Genomic DNA, 25,930 nt, shown 5'->3' with positions numbered 1-25,930 from the left:
CGAGTAGATATGATGAATTACCAAAAATATATCGAGGAGGATTTGCCGATTGGAAGCGGGATGGTTGAGGGAGCCGTTCGTAATGTAATCGGCGAACGGCTGGATTGTTCTGGGATGCGTTGGAAACCTGAACGAGCTGAAGCGTTGCTTCACCTGAGGTGTATCGAACTCAACGGCGATTGGGATCATTTTTATGACTGGGCATATGGCCAATGGGTCAAGCGAATGCAAAGCGAAGAAAGAAACATCCAGGTGAGATCAAGTAAACCGTTGGAACTACCAAAGGCTGCGTGAATTTTATGCTTTATGGGAGATCGGCTGCACCCGTACAACCTTCACTGAATCGAAATACTTCCGCATAGTCAATAAAAATGACGTTATCACAAACATTCCAAATGTAGGCTATTACCATGTTGGAGAGTTCTACATCAACTGTTGCAAGGGAGGACAGTACAATGTAATTACTGGAGCTAAAGCGCTGAAAGAAAGCCAAAACGATACGCGTGAAGATCGAGTTGAGAGTACAGGAGAAATTGCTCTGGACAAACTTGAGGTTTCCGTAAGAAATCAGCTTTTAGAGAATCACAGTATAAAGCTTTACAATTCCAACGCTGAGAAAAATAGGAATAGAAGCCCATTCTAGGATACAAGTGAGATGAATCACGAAAACTCACAGACACATTTTCAAAATATATGCAGAGCTGGTAAGGCGTGTGCCTTCAGAAAGTCTACCTAAAATTCGTCATCTTTATTTGTTAAAATCGTCCTCCTTAATTAACATTGAGGAGGACGATCAATGGAACAACCAACACTCACTGGAAGTAAAAGAGCTATTCGCCACCTGGCGCAGAGAGAAACACTATCGAGAACCTATCCCAAAGGAGTTATGGGATGCAGCTATAGCTCTTTCCGGCCAATCTTCCATATATAAAATGTCAAGAATCCCTCAATGAACAACTATCTTGACACACATCGCCATTGCTTTTATCGTCTGTATACATGGTATGACATCGTAAGCAAAAAATAAAAACACCTTAACACTTATTTTTTAAAGAATATTCATCTCTCATAAGATAACATATTTTCTATACTCAACCTGTGTCATGACATCACCAGCACTGTTGAAAAAAATCGGCCTTGTTGTCGTTCTTGTCGTCGTTGCTGGCACTGTTGCTTTTTTTGATCTGCAACGCTTTCTGGACCTGGGCTACCTGAAAGAACAACAGGCGGCCTTTCAGGCTCTGTATCACACTCATCCCGTTGCATTGCTTTCCAGCTATGTCCTGGCATATGTGTTGGTAACAGCCCTCTCCATACCAGGGGCCGCAGTAATGACACTTGCCGGCGGTGCGCTCTTCGGTCTGGTGACAGGGACTGTTGCGGTCTCATTCGCGTCCACTCTGGGAGCGACCTTAGCCTGTGCAGTGGCCCGCTATCTTCTGCGCAACTGGGTGCAAGGTAAATTCGGCGATCGCCTGGCAAAAATCAACCAAGGTATACAGCAGGACGGAGGCTGGTATCTGTTCGGCTTACGGCTTGTCCCTATCTTCCCTTTTTTTGTCGTTAACCTTGTTATGGGGATCACCCCGATACGTTTGCGAACCTATGCATGGGTGTCCCAACTTGGAATGCTCCCTGCCACCATTGTCTATGTGAATGCCGGACAGCAACTGGCGCAAATTGATTCCTTAAAGGGCATTCTCTCGCCAGGGTTGCTATTTTCTTTCATCCTGCTAGGCCTGCTTCCCATCACCACCAAAAAAATACTGGCCTGGATAACCAGAAAACGTCATTCCTCTCCAACCCCTTGAGGTATCCCATGGCTCGATTTGATTATGATATAGGCATCATCGGTGCGGGCGCTGCCGGCCTTACCATTGCTTCAGGCTCTGCGCAGCTTGGTGCACGTACACTCTTGATCGAAAAAGAGCCGCAACTCGGCGGTGATTGTCTCCACTACGGATGCGTTCCCAGTAAAACCCTGATACAGAGCGCAAAAATCTATCATCAGGCACAGCACACTCACCGGTACGGTCTGCCCAGGGCATCCATCGAAGCTGTAAATATGCAGCATATCAATCAACGAATACAAGAAGTTATTCAAACCATCCAGCACCACGATTCTGTTGAGAGGTTCTGTGGCCTGGGAGCCCATGTCCGTTTTGGCTCCCCGCGCTTTACCGATGAACACTGCATTGATCTTGGGGGGCAGAAAATCAGTGCCCGCAAATGGGTCATTGCCACAGGATCAAGCCCGGCAAAGCCCGTTGTAAAATCTTTAGAAAGTATTCCCTACATTACTAATAAAGACCTTTTTTCCTTACCTTCACTGCCTGACTCCATGATTGTTTTAGGAGCAGGCCCCATAGCCATTGAAATGGCGCAGGCTTTTTCCAGACTTGGCAGCAAAATAACGGTTGTACAGCGTTCAGGACAAATCCTGAGTAAGGAAGACAAGGACCTGGCCGATATACTGCAAAAAAAACTAGAGCAGGAAGGTATCCGCTTTTATCTCAATGCTTCGGTAGTCGACGCAGGACAGGCGAATAATCAATCCTGGATAGAAATCAGTCAGGATAAAAATGAACGGAAAAGGTTGGAGGCTGCCGAAGTCCTTCTCGCCCAGGGAAGGGAAGTTAATATCCGGGAATTGGGATTATCAAACATTGGCGTGCTATATGACCAACACGGCATCCGGGTAGACCGGCGTATGCGGACGAGTCAGAAACATATCTTTGCTGCAGGAGATGTCACCGGTACCTACCAGTTTACCCATGCTGCTGGATATGAAGGTTCAATTGTTGTCTCCAATGCTATCTTCCATCTTCCACGCAAGGTAAATTACACATGGATGCCTTGGTGTACCTATTCTGCACCTGAACTGGCCTCCATAGGCATGAATGAAAAACGCGCGCAGGCGGCAGGTATTGATTATACTGTTCTCACAGAACAATTTTCCAATAATGACCGTGCCCAGGCAGAGGGCCAGACTGTGGGAAGTCTGAAACTACTGTTGAATAAAAAAAAAACCCCATTGGCGTACAAATCCTTGGCCCCCATGCAGGTGAACTCATCGCTGAGTGGGTAGCCATTTGCGGTGGGGCAGTGAAGCTCTCTTCCCTGGCTGGTATGACGCACCCATACCCAACACTGGCAGAAATTAACAAGCGTGCGGCTGGCAGTTTTCTTGCCCCGAAAATTTTCTCCAGTAAAATGAAAAGGTTACTTCGTATTCTCTTTCGTTACCAGGGGCCACCTGCAAACCCATGTCAATGAAGCACCTGGGTCAGTTACAGCGCATGCGCTCAACGCAGCCCATCAGCAACGCTCACTACATACTCCCTAGATCTTGAATCGCATCCACAATCATCGCTGTTCCCACTGTAATCAGCAGAATATCGGATGCCACGCGAATATAGCGATGCCCCTGAGGCGGATTGCCGAGTTGTACAACCAGAGCAGGTGGAAGATCGTAATACACAACATCGTGGGGCAAGGGGTAGCCAATTTGCCATTTTTTTGCTTGTCCGGGAGGCATACAACCATTGTTCTTTTTAGCAAGGCCTGGTGGACAGTGGCCGCTATGAGATTGTGTTATGTAATACTTGAGAACAACCTGACGCTGCCGATCATTGAAATAGCTCTTTAGCGTAACGCCGCCACCCTTGTTGGAATGTCCAGAACCGTGATCCTTCTTTTTCCCGTTATTTTTTGAACTTTTTTCCTTATTACCAGCCCAAGAAGGTTTATCTGCAAGGGAAGGTAAAGCAAAAGCAGGCAATAACAGAATTAGCAGAATAAGGATAAGGTTTCTGCTCATTTTTTTTGTCTTCATAATGCATGACCATAAAATTTGATACTAACTAACGAAAATACCAACATTTCCATGTTACTTATAAAGTATGTATCTTATCAAGATATAATAACCAACAAAATACTTTAAATTCTTTATAAAATTTCCACTATTTACTGAGTAGCACATGATAATGGAGGGTAAAAAATGAGATTTTTTCCTATTACCTGTTTGTTTGTATCTTTCCTCACCATTTCCTTAACCGGATGTGCAGAAAAAAAATTGCTATTACAACCAACTGAAAATGGTTCTATCTGTCTTAACGTTAATTCGGGAAAAATGTGGCAGACAGATAAAGGTGGGCCGTTTTCTTCCTTGCAGGAAGCTCAGCTGTATGCTGAAGCATTGCAACTGGGAGGATATGATGATTGGAGATTACCCAGCACAGAAGAGATGTTTCAACTCTTCCACCTTTCTTTCTGGCAGCAAAATACACAGTGTAACCTTAACCAAAACGGGGAATTTTGGTCCATTTCAAAAGATGGAAAGGCCCAAATCGGTCACTGGGAAACCTACATCTTGTGCGATCCTGAATTCACATATGTCAAAACAGTAAAACCAAAGGGTTACGTTCGGGCAATACGCCCATAAATCCATTGCAGCTTGCCCTTGTAGTCCGAAAAATCACCTTGTTGTGCTCCGACGTACTACTAAACTATCCAGAACTGCGCCCAGCTGGCTGGTAATTGTCCTGAAAAAATCGCCACTTTCCGCAAAAGGCATAAAGGGGTCCATAACAACAGAGCGCAGACACACCAGGCCATTGGTGGAAAGGTCTTCCGAACTATACCCTGAATTGAAAATCCGCTTCAGGAACATATCAAGAAACGGACCATCATACTCTGCAGTATGCAACCTGGTCATTGTGATAAAAAGTTGTGGGAATTCCTCCAGGGGAACGGGTAGCTTTTTAGTGCCAGCTCTGGATACCGGAACGTGGCATTGTTCATACACCGCCAGATTAAACCTGTTGAGGCAATCCAAATTCTGATTAATACTGCCATCCTCGTTTCGTGGATTGCAGACATAGTTAAGAATGTTCAAGTCTGGGCCAAAATGACGAAGTTCGCCTGAGTCAAGCAAAGAAAGGATATCATCTCTCTCCATGCCAACAATAGTAGAAGCTTGCAATCCGCTAGACAGAGAATTACCAGGACAGAGCAACGTTATTCTGAATAATGTACTCTACTCACTGAGCGCCAGGAGATGCAATGCAAAAAGTTTCGTGTCGCCATACACTGACGTATAACCTTAGCATGTCCTGTGCTATCTGGCCGGATGACACGATGGCTCATGAACACAGCAGCAGAAGCAGCACCTGCTTTGGACCCTTCTATACCATAAATCCCTACTGTCGGCTCAGGTCCGGGGTCTATTGAACCGGTTCCGCCAATGTATGCGCCAGTAAAGGTGGTAAGCCTTCGTATTATACCGTTGCGATAGATAATGGCTCCCGCAGGATACTGCACATAGCCCATTTTGTGAGAATCTACAGTGCAGAAAGTTTTTGCCTCCGGAGATGGAAAATATGTTTTTTAGTGCCAGCTAGCTACAAATGCTTTTAAATGGGTATTTTATATACAAGCTGCCTGAAAACTTGATAGAAGGGAATAACAGGCCACCCGTTAAGCAGCAAAAGGCACTCATAAGAGTGCAATGACCTCTATCAAATACTGAACTGTGCAAAGGATTGAATTTTCTCCATCTGCACTCCCTGTTTTGGAATACTGAAATGGAAAAAAATCCGCCCGTAAACAGCAAAATTGCACTGATCGTCATTTGTATAGTCCAGTTTATTACACCATTCCTCGCCGCCGGGGTCAACGTCGCTCTTCCCGCTATTGGAAAGTACTACCAGGCCACCACTTTTCAGCTTAGCCTGGCCAGCATGATGTATCTTCTGGGATTAGGTTGTCTTCTCTTGCCGTCAGGGCAACTGGCCGACCTGTATGGTCGTAAAAATATTTTCTTTAAAGGCATTGTACTGTTTCTGATCACTACAGCGGTCATCACCTTCAGTCCGAATATTGAAATATTTCTTGCTTTACGACTCTTACAGGGAATGGGGACTGCTTTGATCACCACAGCCTCCTTTGCAATTCTGTCTTCGATCGTTCCGCCGGAACGCCGCGGACGGGCCATGGGCATAATCATTGCCTTCGTATATGCCGGGCTATCTGCAGGCCCTGCCTTGAGCGGTTTACTGGTGAAATATATGAGCTGGCAGGCTATTTTCTGGTTTTCTTCCGTAGCTTCACTGCTTGGCATGGTGTTGAGTTATTATTCGTTGCGAGGCAGCGAGTGGTGGGGTGAGAGGAACCGCACACTCGATATCACCGGCAGTGCCCTTTTCGCCTTGACCCTGACCTGTCTTACTATAAGCGTGACAGGCAGGGAATGGGTGGGCAACTGGTCTTCAGCCCTGTTACTTCTCACCTGTGCCGGGGCTGTCATTTTTGTATTGTTTGAAACAAAGACCAATTCTCCGGTTTTTCCCGTTACATTTTTCCTGCAAAACGGCCCCTTCAGTCTCAGTATTGTGGCGGCACTGCTCAATTATGCTGCAAGTTTCGGTATTATCTTTTTTTTCAGTCTGTATCTGCAGAGTATTAAAGGACTTTCGCCTGAACATGCTGGGCTGCTTTTAATGATTCAGACCCTGGTCCAATGCCTTCTGTCTCCAGGCGCAGGCAAACTGGCAGATCGTATTTATCCAGGCAAGCTGGCAACACTTGGAATGGGCCTATGCGCCATTTCTCTTTTCATGGCTGGCCAGATAGATGCACACAGCTCCATCTCACTGATCGTTTCGATTTTTCTTGTCATGGGCTTGGGTTTTGCTTTGTTCTCCACGCCCAATACCACACTCATTATGAACTCTGTCCCCAAAGAGCTCTATGGAATGGCCTCAAGCCTGACTGCCATAGCCAGGTCTCTCGGCATGCTGACCAGCATGGGAATCTCGACATACCTAATAGAGCACTTTATGGGGCACACAAGTATCACCACTGAAACTCAACAGGCATTTATGAGCAGTATGCATTGGGGAATGATTGTTTTCGCAACAATCAGTTGCATTGGGATTTTTTGCTCTATCGGCAGAATCCACAAAAAAGATGAGAGCCGATGTAGCTGATCACTGAAGGCTGTATCTTCCTGGTTTCCCTTTCCTCCATGCTGTTACGGGTCTCTGACTTCATATTGGGACAAACGCGACTTTTTTGCAGGTAAGCAACCTGTGGGAGATTCGTGAGGCCCTTGCGATCACTCACGAACAGGTCTGTTCTATTGCTCCAAGGGACTCCAACCCATGGGTATTATTCAACTTTAAAAAAACATGGCATTACACATATTTTTTAGCCAGCCGTTTTTTGTGTATATGGTATATTTATTGTTTAAAAATAAGATAGGCATTACCTGGGATATTTTCATTATAAATGATATTTTCCACATATAGTTACATAACTACTATAGTTATTCTCTAGTTTTTTAATTATTTTTTTAGTAGGAGAAATATCAAACATGATCATTATAAGAATATTACTACTTAGTATTTTATTTTTTTCACCACAGATAGCGACAGCAAATAATTTCAACTTAAAGTTAACCGAAGCAAATACGTTTACTATAGACATAACAGATGCACCCTTAACGCTAATTCCAGAAGGTGGTACTCAATACTCTTTAGCGAGTAATCCTAAATGTCCAGTTATACTTGGGTCGCATTCTTTTGCAAGCCAACAGATTTATGCTCTCAATACAGCCAGCCATGACATAGAGACGATCGCGCCATCAAGTGCAATAGATACTTTTATTGCACTGTATAGCCCGACCTTTGACCCTGAAAACCCTGCTAATAATCTCATAACATGCGATGATGATGGTGGTGTTTCCTGGCCATTATCAAAAATAACTGCGAATTTATCCAAAGATACATCATACGTTGTCCTAGTTACTACCTATAACAACACTCCCTTAGCGGGAACAATCAACTTTCAAACAACACCGGATGTTACAGTGACTGACAGTAACGGACAATCACATAGTTCAAGGAGCCTCTTTTTTCCTGTGGGTAACGGTAAAAAAACTGTCATCATACATATGAAACAGTAAAACCACCTCACGCTATAATGTAAATCAAATCAATGAATTACATGCGAGCCGACCAGTTACAATCAGGTTAGCGGCGCGGAAAATAATACATATCTAAAAATTACGTAGGATATCGGTTTGGTAACGTCGTCGCGTCAATGGTTCCATATTGGCCGTATTGAGCCATTGACCCGACGACGTTACCGAGTTGAGAGACAAGCAAGATTGGATAATCTATTTTTTCCGTGACCCTTATTATTAGTGACCAAAAGGATGTCCTATGCAATCCATTTCCTATATATTTGTTATTTCAGAAAAATAACATTGTTATGCTATACATATGACTGCGCAATTCTTTTCTGAAATACCTTAATCTGAAAAAACTATTCCCTACAACCTCCAAGTACCTCTTCATAAAAGAGGATTTTCGTTCGAGAGCAGCCAAACGAAAACTCCCAGATATATTCACAATAAAAATTTCAGTCCATCTGCATAGAATCTGTACCAATGACGCGGAGAGCATTTTTTTCAAACAAATATTGACCGACGGTCGGTCTTAAGATATTGTCTCTTATTCCTGGGGTCAAATAGAGGAGACCATGCCTGAAAGACCTCGTAAAAAATCAAGTACTAAGACAGTAAAGAGTCCTGAATAGACAGTGTGTGCAACACAAAAAGGCGTTGACACTACCTCCACTTATGATTTTTTTGAAAAAACTCTATCTTAGGGGAACGTGTCTTTTCATATATTTTCTGTCAATAGATGTCTTAGAGGCCGTATGGTTAGGATTGTAAAAAAACCAGAAGAAAGAAAGAATGAAATTATTAGCGCTGCATGTCAGCTTTTTCTGAAAAAAGGCTATGACAACACCACGATGGCCCAAGTTATGAAGACTCTCAACATTGCCAAGGGTACTATCTACCATTATTTCAGTTCCAAGGAAGACCTGTTGGAAGCGGTGGTCTGCAGCATTGCGGAAGATGAACAAGCTAGATTACAAGAGGCTTACGATTCCCATCAAGGTACTGTGCTGGAAAGACTCCACCTTCTGGTGATGTCCTCATCCCATCCTCCAGAAGGGCATGAGGACTTTTTAGAGGATCTGCACCAGACTGCAAACACCGGCATGCATATCCGTCTTCTCTCGCAGATTCTGATACGGCAGGCACCACTTTATGCCAGGTTGATTGAAGAGGGATGCGATGAGGGAATTTTCTCAACCAGCCACCCCCTGGAATGTTCAGAATTTCTCCTCTCCGCCATTCACTTTCTGACTGATAGAGGAATTCACCCCTGGACAGAAGAGCAACTTACCCGGAGATGGCAGGCCTTTCCAGACCTCGTGACGTCCCTGGTCAATGCGCCCAAGGGAACGTTTGATTACTTACAGGATATTTTCCAGCCCACCACTGACTAATGACAAAACCTATGAAATGTATCATGAGAAAAAGAGACCTTATCCTTGCGCTCAGCTGCGGCTTTCTTGCCCTCACAAGTTACGCAGTTGCAGAAGAAACTAATTCTTTCACCGGTTCCATAAACATGGGTACCATCTTCATCAACAGTGCCAACAACCTCAACCCCAACAGCTCTGAAAGCAGGATTGATTCTCTCGATAATGCTGCAGACAAGGAAACCACAGTGATACTGGTACTGTTGCCCCAGGCCACCTGGACAATCGGCGCAACAGAAGGAACCAAGCTCTATTTCAATGCTGATGCCCCCATAGACGAAGCAGGTAGCATGGCCCTCAATTTCGGCTTCTCCCAGTCCATTCCCGGCGGTGTTCTGGATACCAGTCTGTTCGTCTCCCCTTTCGAAGAAGCCTGGGAAAACCCTTATCTTACTGAAGTCAGTCGGGAGGAAACCGCAAGCCCCAAATACGGTATAAAGATGGGATTCAACCGCATCGCAGGCACCGGCCTGCGAGTCAACATGGTTTACATGCAGGATAATGTAGACGATGACCTTATAGGGGAAATCATGCCAAGCCTCGCGCGAGACGGAGAAGTCTACGCCATCAACGCCAACTACTCCATCCAGGTTACCCAGCACCTTGAGATACGCCCTCGGATCAGCCTGCGAAAAGGTGAGTACGATGGCGACGCAAACTCATTTAGTAAGTACAAGTTCGATCTGGAAGCCAGGTACCTGACAGGTCGTGTCATGATTACTCCAAGAGTTCATTACAGCTACAGCGAATATGACGAGGTCCATCCGATCTTCAATGAAACCAGAGAAAACAACGAATACGGCTTCGAGCTGGCAACCACCTATATGGCCCCATTTGACTTCAAAGACTGGGCAGCCACCATCCTGGTGAGCTTGAGCAAAGGGGATAGTAATATTGATTTTTTTGACACTGAATCAATCACAGCAGGTGCCATGTTAAGCTATAAATTCTAATAATCTTGGAGAACCGGTCCTGTTCACAGGTCCAGAGTCTCAGGACCGCGGGAAATACTCATTAGCCCAAAATCGCGCAGGATGAGTTAAAAAATCAACAGGATTGGAAAATGATTTTTCCCGCGGCCCTTGTTTGGCAGTATCTATAAAGCACCGTCATGGCAGGTTTCAAAATAGAGTATCATTGCGGCAATTTTTACCACGTTTCAAACGGCTGCGTTATTGATGATTTGAAACGAACGAAAGATATAATCGCATTGCAAGCTCCATTCTTCCATACTTTTTTCATTGCTCATCCCTTGAACAATAAAAACACGGTTGCGATCGTTGCTGATAGTTATGAACACCTCACCGTTAAAAGGGGTATCCTGTACCTCCCAATTCAGGGAAGCCTTGGCACGATAGTCATCTATTGGCGTGATTGAATGGATATGTATCTTGTTAACTTTTGAAACCTGCCTGAGATAAAACTGAATGAATTTCAAGGGCGTTACATCTGATTCAAGGGCTGCCGCAACCACCTGGATTTGAGAGAGGGTGTTAGGTACCTTACCGACATGATTATACAATCCAAGTGGTTTGAGTTCTGCTGCGAGCTCTTTGCTCTTGGATGAAACCCTATCAGCAGTCCATATTTTTGGTATTTCTATGTAATACGCCAGCCTATCATTATCATAAGGTTTAACCTTGCGTATATTATAAGCCTCATCAAAATACGGCTCCTGGCCAGCACCTGCTGCTTGTTTCACATAAACATTTGCGACAAGTACTGCGCACACAACCAAAAAGGTAAAATATTTCATAACGCTCTTATATCTCTGATATATCTTTATACCGGCTTCAATACTACCCCGCATTTTCCTGACTCTTTCAAGCAAACACATAACAATGTATAATAATGCAACACCTCTTGGCATTCCAAAAAGCATGCATGACAGGAGGCAAATGACAGGCTCTTTGAGCACTCTGCTTTCATAGCAAAGAACCTTAAAAAATACTGAATAATTAAGCTGTTGTCAAACTTGTACAATGCCCAAAACAGGAGTTGCCGAATTCCATTTGCGCCACAATGAAGAAATAAGCGCGTTGGAAAGATGCTGCACCTGGCTGCAACATTATCCTGTTGATTTTGGATATGACACTCTCGATCATCCAAAGCTTTCGTTGATATTGAAGAAGGAAGAATCACGGGAGAATCGTGTTTATTGTGATCGTTCATCTGCCTACCGAGGTAACTCCCCCAGGTCACTTGCTCTGAGCATGTCATGAGGGCGCAGAAAAGAACAATTAGCCATTGCCTGTCCATCAATGGTCTTTTCGGAGTCTCGTTCCTCGCTTACCTAAACTTTAAGCAAAAATCCTCATTTCAGGACAGACACTAGCCAAAAATTGTTCAGGATGAACTGAGAGACCAACAAGATTGGAAAATGTATTTTTTCCTCAGCTCTTAGCTACCGTGCAAGGATGGCTATGGCTTGCCAGGCCATCCCTGTTCAGACGACGCACCTTGACGAACCCCTGGAGCGGTATAATTATATGAGCAGTATTTGCTTTTGTTCGCCTGTTGCACCGGACAAGTATGTGGTTTGCATATACTTATCAAACCACAATAAGGAAATCACAACGTATCTATTGGAGAACTATCTCATGAACCAACAACAACCAGCACTGAGAAGGAGAAACATCTGGACGTCCATCCTTGTATGTCTCACACTGCTCATTGGAAGCAGTCTATCAGCTGTTGCACAGGACGATGCTGATATCGCCCTCCTCGACCGCTCCGCCAAGGCTTTCACCTCCGTTGTTAAAAAGGCGTCACCGGCAGTGGTCTACATTGGCGTTGAAAAATCAGTAGCAGGTCAACAAACCAATCCTCTTGATTTTTTTAACGATCCTTTATTTGAACGTTTTTTCGGCCCTCAGTTCCGTCAACAACCGCACAACAAGCAACAGCCACGTCAGTATCATCAAAAAGGTGCCGGATCCGGCTTTATCATTGCCTCTGATGGCTATATACTTACCAACAACCATGTTGTCTCAGACACAGATAAAATAACTGTCCGCCTGGATGATGAACGGGAATTTCCAGCTAAAGTCATAGGTACCGATCCTCAATCTGATGTTGCATTGATAAAAATCGATGCCAAGGACTTACCTGTTCTCCCTCTTGGAGATTCTGAGAAACTACAGGTTGGAGAGTGGGTGATTGCCATAGGCAGCCCTTTTGAGCTTAGCCAGTCTGTTACTGTTGGCGTTGTCAGTGCCAAAGGCCGGAACAGGGTTGGCATTGCTGACTATGAAAACTTTATCCAGACCGATGCAGCCATCAACCCAGGCAACTCCGGTGGGCCTCTTCTTAATATCCGCGGTGAGGTCGTGGGTATAAACACAGCGATTTTTTCCCGAAGTGGCGGTTACATGGGAATCGGATTCGCCATTCCTATCAATATGGCAAAATCCATTAAAGAACAGCTGATATCCTCAGGCAAGGTAGTTCGAGGCTGGTTGGGTGTCATGATTCAGGATATGAATGAAGACCTGGCCAAATCTTTTGATCTGGATAACACAAAAGGTGTATTGGTTTCAGAGGTCACCGACGGCTCCCCAGCTCAAAAGGCAGGTTTGAAGCAGGGAGATGTCATTGTTTCTCTCAATGGTGCACCACTGCACAATGTGGCAGATCTGCGAAACAAAGTGGCCATGACCGCTCCAGAGACCGACGTTACCTTTGGCCTCATCCGGGATGGTAAAAACAAAGACATAACAGTCACCATAGGGGAACAACCCTCTGACATGGCCAAGATAAGCAGCTCTCCTGCAAAAGAAGACGCTTATAAAACCTTTGGCTTAAGCCTTCAGGACCTTACCCCGGAAGTAGCCAAAGAGTTCGGTTACGAAGAAGGCCAGGGTGTACTTATTGCCGATGTTGACCCAGATAGTGCAGCAGCTCGGGTTGGACTGCAGTCCGGCCAACTCATTGAAGAGGTAAACAAAAAACGCGTTCACAGTATGGATGAACTGAAAGCAGCATTGGATGCATCCCGCAACAAAAACCAGGTTCTGTTCCGGGTACGTGCGGGTGAATACAGCCATTACGTGGTTCTGCGGTCCGAATAAGCTGCGGTATATTTTGTTAATGAAAAACACCGGTGCTGCCTTATCTGCACCGGTGTTATTGCTTTTGCCAACTAGCATCACAAGGCAACTTCCTGAACGAGGTTGGCTTGTATGTGCCCGGAAGCTTACCAGAAAGATGTTCGCAAACAACCAGTTTCCGGGTACATACGAGAAAATACCGGTTCACATTGTACATGACTTTGCATAAGAGCATGCACCCCTGAAAACCATGGCATACGCCGACATAACTCAACGATTCCCACGGAATATCGTCTCTCTTCAGGAGGTTTTATGGCACACACACAGAACAATAATCCGCTACTCACCTCTTTTCAACTTGGTCCTCTTACCCTGCCCAACCGCGTTGTCATGGCGCCGCTCACCCGAATGAGAGCCTCCATGCCCGGCAACGTACCTCAGCCACTCAATGCAGAATACTACAGACAGCGCGCGACTGCGGGCTTGATCATTGCTGAAGCAACCCCAGTCTCCCCCATGGGATATGGGTATTATGCGACTCCGGGCATTCATACCAAAGAACAGGCCAAAGGATGGTTGCCGGTAACTCAGGCAGTTCATGACACCGGCGGGCGTATTTTTCTGCAGTTGTGGCATGTGGGTAGACAATCCCATCCTGATCTGCTTCCAGGCAACGCCCAACCTGTCGCACCTTCAGCCCTTTCTTCCGGTAGTTTTGCTGTTACCGCAGAAGGCGTTAAAGAGCACCCGTTACCAAGGGCCCTGGAGACAGCTGAAATTCCGGCTATTGTCGAAGAATTCCGGATAGGGTCACAGCTTGCACTGGAAGCCGGCTTTGACGGTGTTGAGATCCATGGTGCCAACGGCTACCTTCTAGAGCAGTTTACCTGCGATGGCAGCAATATACGAAATGACCAGTATGGAGGATCCCTGGAAAACCGCCTGCGATTTCCTCTGGAAGTTACCAAAGCAGTGGCTTCTGTCTGGGGAGCAGACCGTGTTGGCTACCGTATGTCGCCAAGCGGTATGTTCGGCGGCATGGAAGAGTCCAACCGACTTCGCACATTTTCAACTTTAGCCACCGAGCTGAACAAGCTGAATATCTGCTACCTCCACATTGTTGAACCTCGAGTCATGGGAAACGAAGATCTGGAGGAACCAAATACCGACCTGACTTCAGGAAAATTCAGACCGTATTTTAACCAGGCCATCATTTCGGCTGGTGGACATGACCGGGCCTCTGGTATCCAATGGCTGGAAAACAACGAGTGTGATCTGGTAGCCTATGGCCGTCACTATATCTCAAATCCTGATCTGGTTGAACGATTTGCCCAGAACGTAGCGTTAACGCCATATGATCGAGAAACGTTTTATGGCGGTGATCATAGAGGTTACACCGATTACCCTTTTCTTAACCAGGAAGACTGAGCCTGAGGGAATGTTGTAAGTGATTACAGGCACCCTATATTTGCATGATCGTGATTACCCGCGAACAATCACGCTTGTACGAACCAGGGGTACCAGAAATCACTTACAATTATCATGTACACGAAAATATGGCTGCAGATATCCCAGTGATCAGTTTCGGAATGTTTACTCTAGTTCCTGGCTTTGGTTACAAAAAATAGCATCCTGTTAAAGTGAACGTTCATATTCCTTTAGGTTTGTAGTACACACTAGGTGTACTCACGCGTATAATGTATACGTAGCTTAACCAGTCGTTTCAGCCAAAGCCAATAATGTAAAAACAATCCTGGGGGATCTGCGTATCCCCTCTTTCGGAGAACACCACATAAGAGGTACATCCATGGCCCAACAGATTGATTTATCCTCATTTGATACCCGGCAACAGTTCGAATCCCAGGGAAAGACATATACCCATTTCGCACTTTCTGCCCTGGATCAAAGTGAGTTTGGACCCATCTCCAGATTTCCTTACTCCCTCCGGGTTCTGCTGGAAAATCTTCTGCGCTATTCCCACCAGGGCCTGGTGGACCGGGATGACCTGCTTGCCCTGCTCTCCTGGAGACCTGAAGCCACCCCGCAACGCGGGATTCCTTTTATGCCCAGCCGTGTAGTTCTTCAGGACTTCACCGGGGTTCCTGCGCTGGTTGATCTGGCCGCACTCCGTTCAGCTGTTGCCCGTAATGGAGGCGATCCGGCAGACATGAACCCCTTTATCCCCGTTGATCTGGTCATTGACCATTCCATCCAGGTAGATCGCTATGGCAATAACGAAGCCGTTGCTTTCAACGTACAAAGAGAAATGGAGCGTAATGTGGAACGTTATGTCATGCTCCACTGGGGACAAAAGGCGTTCAAAAACTTTCGTGTTGTCCCTCCGGGAACGGGCATCGTCCACCAGGTCAACCTGGAATATCTTGCCTCAGTTGCTCAAACCGGCAACCTGGACGGACAGGACATTGTTTATCCAGACAGTGTTCTGGGTACCGACTCCCACACCACCATGATTAACGGCTTGGGTGTTATGGGCTGGGGTGTAGGCGGTATCGAAGCAGAAGCCGTGCTTCTGGCACAACCATATACCCTGCAAATCCCGGATGTTGTTGGAATGCGTCTGAGTGGTACCTTGCCAGCCGGAACAACCGCCACAGACCTGGTGCTGACCATTACCCGTTTTCTACGAGAAAAAGGAGTTGTCGGCAGATTTGTGGAATATTTCGGCCCAGCACTTCAGACCCTGAGTCTCCCTGATCGAGCCACCATTGCCAACATGGCCCCGGAATACGGCGCTACCATGGGTTTTTTCCCTGTTGATGAAGTCACTGTTCGTTTTCTGCAGAACAGTGGACGCGATCCGCAGCTGGTTCAGCTGGTGGAAGATTATTTCAAGGCAGCCGGCATGTTCTATACCCCGGACGCACCTGAGCCGGAATACTCGACAACCTATGAAATCGATCTTGCCACGGTCAAACCTGCCCTTTCCGGTCCAAGAAGACCGCAGGAGCTGCTACTGCTTTCAGAGGTTTCACCGGATTTCAACAAACAGTTTTCCGGTCAACTTTCTGAAAAAGAGGAATCCATTGATGCCGGTAATATGGACGGCTGTCCTACCTGTGGCACCAAGCCTGTGGAGTGCTCGCTCAAACTTGGAGACAAAGATTGCCTCACAGATGGCGCGGTGGTCATTGCGGCAATTACCAGCTGCACCAATACGTCCAACCCGGATGTCATGATTGGTGCAGGTCTGCTGGCACGCAAAGCAGCCGCACTGGGTCTGAAAACCAAGCCTTGGGTAAAAACCAGTATGGCACCAGGTTCACGGGTTGTTACCCAATACCTGGAAAAAAGCGGACTCCTCACAGACATGGAAGCTCTTGGTTTCAATGTAGTCGGCTATGGCTGTACCACTTGCATAGGCAACAGCGGGCCACTGGATGACCAGGTGGCCAAGACCATCAATGAGAAAAACCTGATAACCGCCTCAGTTCTCAGTGGTAACCGCAATTTTGAGGCCCGCATCCACCCCCTCATCCAGGCCAACTATCTGGCCTCGCCTCTACTTGTAATCGCCTATGCCCTGGTTGGATCTATCAACATCAACATGGATGCTGATCCTTTGGGCAAAGACAAGGATGGCAATCCGGTGTACCTGAAAGACATCTGGCCCACCCGCGAAGAAATTGATGACGTGGTGAGCAGCGCAGTAACACCAGATCTTTTCATCAACAGCTATGCTTCGGTATTTGACGGCGATGAAAACTGGCAAAATCTCCATGGCGGTGATTCCAGCCTGTTTCCATGGGACCCTGAATCTTCCTATATCCGTGAGCCCTCATTTTTTGTTGACCTGCCTGTGGAACCAGAACCCATAAGCGATATCGACAATGCGCGCATCCTCGCTCTTTTTGGAGACACCATCACCACGGATCATATTTCTCCTGCTGGTGCCATCGGCCCGGACAGTCCTGCTGGTAGATACCTACAGGACCAAGGTGTCAAGCCTGAGGATTTTAACTCCTTCGGCTCCAGACGCGGCAACCATGAAGTCATGATGCGCGGTACCTTTGGTAATATCCGTATCAACAATACCATGGTCGAAGGTATTGGCGGGTATACCAGGCTGATGCCTGAAGACCAGGAAATGTCCATCTACGATGCTGCCATGGCATACAAGCAAAAAAACGTTCCCCTGGTGGTTCTTGCCGGTAAAGATTATGGCACAGGCAGTTCCAGGGACTGGGCTGCAAAAGGCACCAAATTGCTCGGTGTACAGGCTGTCATTGCTGTTTCTTTTGAACGTATTCACCGTTCCAATCTGATCGGCATGGGCGTCCTGCCATTACAGTTTGCAGAAGAAAGCTCTGCCGAATCCCTGGGTATTACCGGCTCAGAGACGATCTCTATCATTGGCTTAAACCAGGAGATCACCCCATGTTGTACAGTTGATGTCCTGGTAAATAAAGCTGATGGGTCGACCTTTGAATTTCCTGCCACAGTCCGCCTGGATAATGACATGGAGATAGACTACTATCGCCATGGCGGTATTCTGCAGAAGGTATTGCGCCAGATTCTCAGCAAACACTAATAATCACCCCTGCTCCCGGAAAGATATCTTCCGGGAGCAGAGAGTCAACTCCCCCATGCCAGCTATTGTTCTCACCACTCTGAATGCCCGTTATATCCATGCTGATATCGGCTTACGCTATCTCTACGCAAACCTCCAGCAACTGCAGGATCAAACCGTTATCCAGGAATTCACCGTTTCCGATCAACTCACAGATATTGCCGAAAAAATACTGGCGCAAAACCCTGCCATAATCGGCCTGGGTGTTTATATCTGGAATGGACGGGAATGTGAGCAACTGGTCAGAATCCTCAAGGCCATTGCTCCAGAGGTGCTGCTCGTCCTTGGTGGCCCCGAGGTCAGCCATTTTCCTCACAGATTGGATTTTTCCCTGGCTGATCACATTGTCTGCGGAGAAGGGGAGCAGGCTTTTTTCGAATTATGCGCAGCACAGCTTGCGGGTGAAAACAATTTTCCCAGAGTTCTTATGGCTGAACCACCCGCGCTGGATACCCTGAAAATGCCGTATGCCTTTTATACTGACCAGGATATTGCCCATCGAGTTATCTATGTTGAAGCTTCCAGGGGCTGTCCCTTTTCCTGCGAGTTCTGCCTATCCTCCATGGACAAACGGGTACGCTATTTTGACTTGGACCAATTTCTGGCAGAATTGGAAACGCTCTGGCAGCGGGGAGCCCGTAATATCAAATTCATTGACCGCACCTTTAACCTGAGCATTCAGCGGGTCGAACCGATTCTGGACTTTTTTCTGGAAAAAGAACCTCCCTACCTTGTCCACTTTGAAGTAGTTCCAGAACATTTCCCCAACACTTTACGGAAAAAACTCAGGCAATTTCCTCCAGGCACCCTGCAACTGGAAGTTGGAATTCAGACCTTGAATTCCGACGTTGCAGCTTCCATCCACCGCCGTCTGGACATGGAAAAAATACAGACAAACCTTCATTTTCTTGAGACAGAAACCCATGCCCATCTCCATGTGGACCTTATCATCGGGTTGCCCGGTGAAAGCGCGGAAAGCTTTGGCCACAACCTGAATCGGTTGGCCAGTCTCACCAGGGCGGAGATCCAGCTTGGGGTATTGAAAAAACTCTCCGGCACCACCCTTGATCGCCATGATGCCAGGCACGGCATGAAATACCTGCCCTATCCTCCTTATGAAATACTGGCAAACGATATGATTGATTTTACTGCCATGCAGGATCTGAAACGCATGGCCAGGTTCTGGGATCTCCTGTATAATAGCGGTAACTTTAATGAAAGTGTCCGCTTACTATGGCCGGATCAAGATGTTTATGGAGGCTTTCTCCGCTTTTCCAGATGGCTGTACCAGGCAACACTGTCTACCTGGCAGATCTCGCTCAAACGTATGGCTGAATTGCTTTTTACCTACCTCAGCGAGGAATGCGGTTTCCCAAAGAGTGAAGTGGCCAACACCATGGCAGCAGATATTCTTAAAATAAAAGGGCGTTCCCTGCCTGCTGTCATAGCGGAAAACACCACTGTGCGCCACGGTTCATTACAGAAAAAAACTGCGGCAACTCCGGGTAAGAGGCAGGCAAAACATCTTACATAGTGTCTGTCCATAACTAACAAGAGGTTCATTTCCTTGGCTAACAAGAACGTACGCATCATGATACAAACACTGATCGCTACACTAATATGCTCTTCATTTTTATTTTATCAATACGGACGTTCCATCTGGCACCCTAAATACCTTGAGTTAAAAGGAAAACGATCTATTGAAGATGTAGTGGATCTCTATGGGGAACAGGCAGAAACACGTTTACAGGAATACTTTCAGCGGGCAGGCAGTGTTTATCCTCCAGCCAGGATAACCTTGATTGCCTTTAAGGATACCAAGACGCTCGACCTCTGGGCATCACCAGACAGCCAGCCATTCAACCTGATTCACTCCTACCCTATCAAGGGGGCCAGTGGTCACCTGGGTCCCAAACTGCGAGAAGGTGACAAACAGGTTCCTGAGGGAATCTACACCATCGAAGGCCTTAACCCCAACAGCAGCTACCACCTTTCCATGAAACTGAATTACCCCAATTCTTTTGATTGGAAATATGCCAAAATGGAAGGCAGAAATACGCCAGGGTCCAACATTTTCATACATGGCAAGACTCTTTCCGTCGGTTGTCTGGCCATGGGAGACAAGGCCATAGAAGAACTGTTTATTCTTGCCAATACTGTTGGGATTGACAACATAGAAGTGCTTATAGCACCCACCAATCTTGGTATAGAGGCCAATCTTGAACCGTTGCTGAAACAGCATCCTCCATGGGTGGCTGATCTGTACAAACAACTGCAAAGGAAACTACAACCGTATTACGTACTGGACCGAGGGTAATCCCCCGGTCTCTTTACTCCTCGATATGCCAGAACAATACATTGATGGTAACCGGTAGCCAAGACTGCGTATATACATGACCTGGCTACCGTACATAGTGGATGGTTACAATTAATGTGCCTCCTCTGGAATCCCTATCTCATCCCCTCCTATCAACTCAAGGGCTTTATCTACCTTAAACGAAACCAAAAACCTCTCGCCGTCTGCTTTTGCTGTCCTTAATTTTCTTCGAGACAGAGAGTCTATCAGTTCGTCATCCTGCACTTCCTCAATCATGGTCAAATGCAGACGGACACCGGCAAATCCCTGTCCATTTTCCACAAAGAGATAATGCGCCCTGGCATTCTCTTTCAGGTTTGCCCTGGTCAATCTATCCCTCATAATAAAGGCTATGGTGTCTGGTCCTGTTACATGGGGTGTGGCGTAAACGGCACCATTAACTTCGCCCCTTGCATTTGTGGTGGATAAAACGCCTAACCCTGTCTGGTCTGAAAAATAGGTATGCAAGTTCATGTTCTCTCCTTGTTGTATTCAAGTACTGTTATCATGTCTACACTGTAAGCCTGTAAAGCAAACAGACAACAGGAGGAGAAAGTCTGAAAAATGATAATGAAAACTATCACAAAGATGAGGTATACCTGCGGCAACGCCCTTCAATGAGTACTGTCATCCGCATGACCAGTGGCCACAGGCATCCCCAAATGATAGCCAATGTCACCAGTGAATATGATAGCGGCCAGTTAAATGCAGCTGCATCAAGCCGAACGCCTGCCCAGTACGCAGCAGGCCCTCCAACAGCACCAAAAAACAGGGAAAGCAGGGGTTTATTCTGCATCCAGGCCAGACTGTGCCCGGGTGTAATAGCCAGCCCAATCCACAGCACCATAAGCCAGAAAGGGATAGGGTATGCCGGAGCGTAAAAGGTGAAAAAATCAACCCAGGTCAATATGCCGTCAACCAGTAAACCTGTCACCAGCATGAACCCCATCAGGCACAAATCAGTACACTTTTTATCCGTGAAAACAAGATGCAACATAACCAGCACCAGGCTGCAGCCAGCACCGGTGGTTCCTCCCAGGACAGAGAGAAACCAAATACATTGATAGAGGAGCACGTTGAGCAAATTTTTCATGGAACCCGAACATGCTGCCATTAAGGTCTGGTCGCAACGACATGTGCAACACTGATAGTCTGTTCAAGGAAGCCTCCCCGGCAATAACAGAGGTAAAACTCCCAAAGTCGCTTAAAGGTTTCATCATAGCCTTTTTTTCTTAACTCAGGATAGGTTTCCCGGAAACGCTGCAACCAATCTTCCAGAGTTCTGGCATAATCATGTCCAAAATCATCAATTTTGCGAACTACCATATCTGTCTCTGTTGCAAGCAGTTCCACCATTCTGCTGATCGATGGCAGACATCCCCCTGGAAATACATAACGTTGAATAAAATCAACTCCCCTGCGGTACTGGTTATATTTCTGATCTCTGATAGTGATCGCCTGCAGAACCATCGTGCCGCCTGGCCTTAATAATTCCCCGCATTTTTTGAAAAATCCTGGAAGAAAACGGTGCCCCACGGCCTCTATCATCTCCACGCTTACCAGCTTGTCATATTGGCCGGTGAGATCCCTGTAATCCTGCTGCAGCAGGGTTACACGATTTTCCAGCCCGGCATCTGCGACCCGTCTGGACGCCTCTTCATATTGGGCATCGGAAATGGTTGTGGTGGTTATATGGCAGTCATAGTGCTCTGCAGCGTACAGGGCAAATCCACCCCACCCTGTGCCTATTTCAAGCACAGAGTCTCCGGGTTTCAGATCCAGCCTGTCACAGAGCACTGCAAGTTTATGCTGCTGTGCTTCCTCCAGAGAAGATTCCGCTGTAGGATATATCGCAGAAGAGTATAACAGAGTATGGTCTAGAAAGGCCTCATACAGCTCATTGCCCAGGTCATAATGGGCCAGGATGTTCTGTTTTGCTTTTCTTTTGCTGTTGCCATTCAGGAAGTGCTGAATAAAATCCACAGGCCTGAGCAGCCAGGCAAAGCCCTGCTCCATTTTATCCACCAGAAACATGTTGCGCGCCATGATCTGTACAAGATTGGTCAAATCGTCCGCATCCCACAATCCATTCACATAGGCTTCACCGGCTCCTATGGAACCGCCAAAGACTATTTTTCTGTAGGCAGCTGGATCGTTGATTATAATCCGGGCAGAGAGCTGATACTCTTTACCAAATTTCCACTGATTACCTTGATCTTCAATGATGATTTGGCCATACTCCAAGCGAGATAACATTTTGAAGAATATATTCCGAATCCAGAGAGTAAGAGAAAACGGATGTGTCCCTATGGTTTCATGCCCTGTGATTTTTATGTCCCCACTCATGTAACCTCCTTTCCGTATGGGATATAAGGAACCCCCTTCAGATAGAGTTTCAATGCCTGCCAGTAAATACCAGCCACAATAAACAGTGTCATGGATGGTTTTTTCAACAGAACCCTGCGAACTGAATGCAAGGTAAGCGGCTGTTGTTCCAGCTGCAGTCGCGCCGTAAAAATGTGTCCCCTTTCATCTTTCACATCTATCTGTACAGTCAGGTTTTCACCGGGAACAGTGAGCTGCCAGGAATAGTGCTGGTCCATGGGATTAAAGGGAGAGACGTGAAATTGTTTTGGATTATCAGGCGTAAGCTGACTGCTTTCAACAGTGTGTGCATATTGATGCCGCTCATTCCAGGGTATATTTGAAACTTCAGCCAGAAAATGGCTTACATGCCCTGCTCGATCATACCCATAATAGAAATTAACCGGGCTGAAATACAGTCCCATGGTTCGCACATTCAGCAAACCAAACACCTGACCTTCAACCGGCTTTCCGGTTAATTCTGCCATGCGTTCTCGAATGGCGTCAGCAAGGGAACTATTTGGATTGCCGTAATAATCAGGTCTGTGAAAACGACTGAGTGCTGCTTTTGATGTGGAAAACCATCTGCCCATATCAGGCAGACTATCCAGTGTGTCAAGGTTCAGAAACCACATGAAAAAAGGATACTGGAACCTGTGCTGTTTAGGTATACGACGCTGATGACTGATAGTACCAACATACATGCAGGATTCCATTATGAGTCCTCCAGTGCAGCAGCAACCCGCAGCCCACTCCTGACCCCATCTTCGTGAAATCCGTTGAACCAATAGGCACCACAGAAGTGGGTGCGATTCTTCCCGGAAATACGATCCCACTGCTGCTGGGCTTGAATGGCACCCTGGGTATATACCGGATGGCTGTATGTATAGGTACCAAGGATATGTTGCTCGGGCACGTGTTGATTCAGGGTCACCAGATAGTTATGGCGCGTATCCAGTCGCTGCAGAATATTCATGTGATAAGTCAATGTGCTTTGTTCCTGCGCCGCATCGACCATGTTGTAATTCCAGCTTGCCCAGGCAAGTCTTCTCTTTGGCAAAAAGGAAATATCTGTATGGAGAATGACCGTATTTTCTGAGGTTGTAAACTCCTGCAAAACATTTTGTTCATCCTGGGTGGGCTGACTGAGGAGCGAAAGGGCCTGCGGACCGTGGCAGGCAAAGACCACTTGATCAAATTCCTCACTCCCCCTGTCAGTCACAACGCTCACCTTGTTTTCGTTACGCTCCACACGGAGAACCGGCGAGTTCAGGCGGATACGGTCCTGAAAAGAAGCTGTTAACGGTTTGATGTAGCTGCTTGACCCTCCAACAATGGTATACCACTGAGGCCTGTTGGTTATGTTAAGCAAACCGTGATTATCAAAAAATCGAACAAAAAAATCCAAAGGAAAATCCATGCAGCTTTCCAATCCCATGGACCATATTGCCGAGACCATGGGCAGGAGATAATTTTCCCTGAACAGGGTGGAATACCTGTTCGTTGCCAGAAACTCTCCTATGGTCTGCATCTCACCCTTTGCTGCAGCAGCCAACACCTCTTTATTAAAACGAACAATATCAGCCACCATCCTGATAAATGCAGGTCGAATCACGTTTCTACGCTGGGCAAACAGGCTGTTCAGATTGTTACCATTATACTCAAGGTCTGCGGCATCATTTCGCACGGAAAAGCTCATCTCCGTCGGCTGGTACTCCACTCCCAGCTTTTCCATAAGGCCAATGAAATGGGGATATGTCCGGTCGTTAAACACAATGAACCCTGTATCAACATCAGTAATCTCGCCCCCCTTGTCTACCTGGACAGTATGTGTATGTCCTCCGATATACCCTGCAGCTTCATACACGGTTATGTCATGTTGCGAGGCAAGCGTGTAGGCACAACTTAAACCAGAGATACCAGAACCAATGATTGCGATCTTCTGTGTGCTCATGATCTCACCATCCATTGACCGATTCGGCTCCACAGTGCTCCAGGAAGCAGAGAAAAAAACTTCATGACATAAGTAAAACGTTTTGGAAAGTGAACTTCAGCCCGTCTTTTATGCAGCCCCTTACGGATATATGCACTGGCACGTTCAACGCTTACACGAAACGGCATGGGAAAATCGTTGCGATCTGTTAAAGGTGTTTTCACAAAGCCCGGACTGATAAGGCTGACTGAAATGTGCTCCTTGTGGAGATCCATTCGCAATGATTCCACCATATAGGCTACAGCCGCTTTGGATGCACCATATGCTTCTGCTCGAGGTAGAGGCAGATAGGCGGCTGAACTGCCAACTACAGCCAGATGGCCATGACTGCTTTTGCGCAGCACCGGTAAAACAGCTTCCAGGCAAATGGCGACGGTCTCCACATTCGCCCTCATGACCCGCTGTATCAGCGCACTGTCAAATGCAGGAAGGTCGATATACTCGCATGTACCTGCATTGAGTATGGCCAGGTCCACTACCTGGAGCCTGGAAAACCAGGCAAGAACGGCTTCTCTGTCAGTGAGATCCAGTTGGCCTGTATGCAGACCTGCATCACTGAGTTCCGCCAACGCCCTTTCATTTCTTCCCAGGGCCCATACTTCGTGACCTTCAGCATGATAATCAAGAGCCAGTTGTTTCCCTATTCCAGATGTCGCCCCAGTAATCAGGATTTTCATGTCCCAAGCCCTTTTTTAATTGTTCGTATCACCTTTCCAAGAACTGGAATCTGCTCGTAGAGCATGGCCCCTAAATCAAAATAATCCCTGTGATAATCAACCATTTTTGCAGAATCAAACTGCAGGTATGTAACACCATCCACCATAACAGGGAGTCCGCGATTCAATCGCTTGTGGCTGAATGTCATTTTCCAGCGCACATAGCCGCTATCTTCAACAAGCAGGTGGTCTGTAAAATCAAAAGAAATGGAATCAACGTTGGAATACAGGGCACTGAAATAGGTGATCAACTCTTCAATGCCTTGTATTTCATGGGCAGGGTCAACAAACACCACATCTTTGCTATACACATCCCTGAGAAGTTCCAGATTATCTTTATGCAGTTGGTTGTATATTTCAAAAAAGGCATTCATATTTTCAGACCTTGATCTTGTTATATCATTGAATTAGGGTCCACCTCGCAAGTACATCAAAGAATACAGTCAAGTATTCAACCCCAGGCAC

The 25,930-nt window shown here is 46.6% G+C and carries 25 protein-coding genes and 1 pseudogene; 15 read left to right on the top strand and 11 right to left on the bottom strand.

Annotated elements, in window-relative coordinates; translation table 11 throughout:
- From G493_RS0109485 to G493_RS34635, 5 genes and pseudogenes are all read left to right on the top strand, one after another.
- Positions 1-294: pseudogene (locus G493_RS0109485) on the top strand (hypothetical protein); the annotation flags it as partial.
- 502 nt (positions 295-796) lie between these two features.
- Complete coding sequence (locus G493_RS34640) at positions 797-931, top strand: hypothetical protein (protein ID WP_269746310.1); 135 nt, start codon at positions 797-799, stop codon at positions 929-931.
- A 172-nt stretch (positions 932-1,103) separates the two neighbouring features.
- Complete coding sequence (locus G493_RS0109480) at positions 1,104-1,811, top strand: TVP38/TMEM64 family protein (RefSeq protein ID WP_035274085.1); 708 nt, start codon at positions 1,104-1,106, stop codon at positions 1,809-1,811.
- Positions 1,812-1,819: 8 nt separating this feature from the next.
- Complete coding sequence (locus tag G493_RS28645) at positions 1,820-3,088, top strand: dihydrolipoyl dehydrogenase family protein (protein ID WP_269746309.1); 1,269 nt, start codon at positions 1,820-1,822, stop codon at positions 3,086-3,088.
- A complete protein-coding gene (locus G493_RS34635; protein WP_332308213.1) occupies positions 3,034-3,276 on the top strand; it encodes a hypothetical protein in 243 nt (80 codons plus the stop codon). The genes G493_RS28645 and G493_RS34635 overlap by 55 nt, the downstream gene beginning before the upstream one ends.
- Positions 3,277-3,331: 55 nt before the next feature.
- On the opposite strand, the gene G493_RS0109470 is transcribed toward G493_RS34635, so the two are convergent.
- Positions 3,332-3,835: a hypothetical protein gene (locus G493_RS0109470; protein WP_028580183.1), complete on the bottom strand. Its 504-nt coding sequence runs from the start codon at positions 3,833-3,835 to the stop codon at positions 3,332-3,334.
- A gap of 165 nt (positions 3,836-4,000) precedes the next feature.
- On the opposite strand from G493_RS0109470, the gene G493_RS0109465 reads away from it, so the two are divergent.
- Entirely contained in the window at positions 4,001-4,444 is a 444-nt protein-coding gene (locus G493_RS0109465) for an Lcl domain-containing protein (RefSeq protein ID WP_028580182.1), read from the top strand.
- Between the two features lie 33 nt (positions 4,445-4,477).
- Here the strand turns inward: G493_RS0109465 and G493_RS0109460 are convergent, their stop codons facing one another.
- Both G493_RS0109460 and G493_RS0109455 read right to left on the bottom strand, forming a co-directional pair.
- Positions 4,478-4,960 (bottom strand): hypothetical protein, encoded by a 483-nt coding sequence (locus G493_RS0109460; RefSeq protein WP_028580181.1) that lies wholly within the window; start codon positions 4,958-4,960, stop codon positions 4,478-4,480.
- A 59-nt stretch (positions 4,961-5,019) separates the two neighbouring features.
- Positions 5,020-5,331, bottom strand: a complete 312-nt coding sequence (locus G493_RS0109455; protein WP_028580180.1) for a hypothetical protein — start codon at positions 5,329-5,331, stop codon at positions 5,020-5,022.
- A 254-nt stretch (positions 5,332-5,585) separates the two neighbouring features.
- Here G493_RS0109455 and G493_RS0109450 point away from each other — a divergent pair, with 254 nt between their 5' ends.
- The 4 genes from G493_RS0109450 to G493_RS0109435 all read left to right on the top strand — a co-directional run bounded on the left by G493_RS0109450 (position 5,586) and on the right by G493_RS0109435 (position 10,352).
- A complete protein-coding gene (locus tag G493_RS0109450) occupies positions 5,586-6,989 on the top strand; it encodes an MFS transporter (RefSeq protein WP_028580179.1) in 1,404 nt (467 codons plus the stop codon).
- A 386-nt stretch (positions 6,990-7,375) separates the two neighbouring features.
- Entirely contained in the window at positions 7,376-7,966 is a 591-nt protein-coding gene (locus tag G493_RS0109445; RefSeq protein ID WP_028580178.1) for a hypothetical protein, read from the top strand.
- 758 nt (positions 7,967-8,724) lie between these two features.
- Entirely contained in the window at positions 8,725-9,363 is a 639-nt protein-coding gene (locus G493_RS0109440; RefSeq protein ID WP_028580177.1) for a TetR/AcrR family transcriptional regulator, read from the top strand.
- 23 nt (positions 9,364-9,386) lie between these two features.
- Positions 9,387-10,352, top strand: a complete 966-nt coding sequence (locus G493_RS0109435) for a DUF2860 family protein (RefSeq protein ID WP_161629815.1) — start codon at positions 9,387-9,389, stop codon at positions 10,350-10,352.
- A gap of 206 nt (positions 10,353-10,558) precedes the next feature.
- Here G493_RS0109435 and G493_RS0109430 read toward each other — a convergent pair whose 3' ends face one another.
- Entirely contained in the window at positions 10,559-11,155 is a 597-nt protein-coding gene (locus tag G493_RS0109430; protein ID WP_153306464.1) for a hypothetical protein, read from the bottom strand.
- Positions 11,156-11,999: 844 nt separating this feature from the next.
- On the opposite strand from G493_RS0109430, the gene G493_RS0109425 reads away from it, so the two are divergent.
- The 5 genes from G493_RS0109425 to G493_RS0109405 all read left to right on the top strand — a co-directional run bounded on the left by G493_RS0109425 (position 12,000) and on the right by G493_RS0109405 (position 20,353).
- Positions 12,000-13,469 (top strand): DegQ family serine endoprotease, encoded by a 1,470-nt coding sequence (locus G493_RS0109425; protein ID WP_051309176.1) that lies wholly within the window; start codon positions 12,000-12,002, stop codon positions 13,467-13,469.
- 291 nt (positions 13,470-13,760) lie between these two features.
- The gene (locus G493_RS0109420; protein WP_028580173.1) at positions 13,761-14,876 is read left to right on the top strand and encodes an alkene reductase; all 1,116 of its coding nucleotides are present in this window, start codon (positions 13,761-13,763) and stop codon (positions 14,874-14,876) included.
- Between the two features lie 379 nt (positions 14,877-15,255).
- Positions 15,256-17,997, top strand: coding sequence for an aconitate hydratase AcnA (acnA, locus tag G493_RS0109415; RefSeq protein WP_028580172.1), 2,742 nt, complete (start codon positions 15,256-15,258; stop codon positions 17,995-17,997).
- A 55-nt stretch (positions 17,998-18,052) separates the two neighbouring features.
- Positions 18,053-19,570, top strand: coding sequence for a B12-binding domain-containing radical SAM protein (locus G493_RS0109410; protein WP_028580171.1), 1,518 nt, complete (start codon positions 18,053-18,055; stop codon positions 19,568-19,570).
- 57 nt (positions 19,571-19,627) lie between these two features.
- Positions 19,628-20,353, top strand: coding sequence for a L,D-transpeptidase family protein (locus tag G493_RS0109405; RefSeq protein WP_153306463.1), 726 nt, complete (start codon positions 19,628-19,630; stop codon positions 20,351-20,353).
- Between the two features lie 111 nt (positions 20,354-20,464).
- Here G493_RS0109405 and G493_RS0109400 read toward each other — a convergent pair whose 3' ends face one another.
- From G493_RS0109400 to G493_RS0109370, 7 genes are all read right to left on the bottom strand, one after another.
- The gene (locus G493_RS0109400) at positions 20,465-20,866 is read right to left on the bottom strand and encodes a pyridoxamine 5'-phosphate oxidase family protein (RefSeq protein WP_028580169.1); all 402 of its coding nucleotides are present in this window, start codon (positions 20,864-20,866) and stop codon (positions 20,465-20,467) included.
- Positions 20,867-20,972: 106 nt separating this feature from the next.
- The gene (locus tag G493_RS28640) at positions 20,973-21,485 is read right to left on the bottom strand and encodes a DUF2878 domain-containing protein (protein WP_232363738.1); all 513 of its coding nucleotides are present in this window, start codon (positions 21,483-21,485) and stop codon (positions 20,973-20,975) included.
- Positions 21,486-21,505: 20 nt separating this feature from the next.
- Positions 21,506-22,738 carry an SAM-dependent methyltransferase gene (locus tag G493_RS28635; RefSeq protein WP_084813505.1) on the bottom strand — a complete coding sequence of 411 codons (1,233 nt, stop codon included), beginning with the start codon at positions 22,736-22,738 and terminating at the stop codon, positions 21,506-21,508.
- Positions 22,735-23,472 (bottom strand): DUF1365 domain-containing protein, encoded by a 738-nt coding sequence (locus tag G493_RS0109385; protein ID WP_028580168.1) that lies wholly within the window; start codon positions 23,470-23,472, stop codon positions 22,735-22,737. The genes G493_RS28635 and G493_RS0109385 overlap by 4 nt, the downstream gene beginning before the upstream one ends.
- Complete coding sequence (locus tag G493_RS0109380) at positions 23,472-24,710, bottom strand: NAD(P)/FAD-dependent oxidoreductase (RefSeq protein ID WP_028580167.1); 1,239 nt, start codon at positions 24,708-24,710, stop codon at positions 23,472-23,474. The genes G493_RS0109385 and G493_RS0109380 overlap by 1 nt, the downstream gene beginning before the upstream one ends.
- On the bottom strand, positions 24,707-25,426 hold the full coding sequence (locus G493_RS0109375) for an SDR family NAD(P)-dependent oxidoreductase (RefSeq protein ID WP_028580166.1): 720 nt from the start codon (positions 25,424-25,426) through the stop codon (positions 24,707-24,709). Before G493_RS0109375 ends, G493_RS0109380 begins: the two co-directional genes overlap by 4 nt.
- Positions 25,423-25,839, bottom strand: a complete 417-nt coding sequence (locus G493_RS0109370; RefSeq protein WP_028580165.1) for a nuclear transport factor 2 family protein — start codon at positions 25,837-25,839, stop codon at positions 25,423-25,425. Before G493_RS0109370 ends, G493_RS0109375 begins: the two co-directional genes overlap by 4 nt.
- Positions 25,840-25,930 lie beyond the last annotated feature (91 nt).

This window comes from Desulfogranum japonicum DSM 18378, from assembly GCF_000429945.1.
In the GTDB taxonomy this organism is placed as follows: Bacteria; Desulfobacterota; Desulfobulbia; order Desulfobulbales; family Desulfobulbaceae; genus Desulfogranum; species Desulfogranum japonicum.
This window is presented reverse-complemented; position numbering and strand designations above follow the sequence as displayed.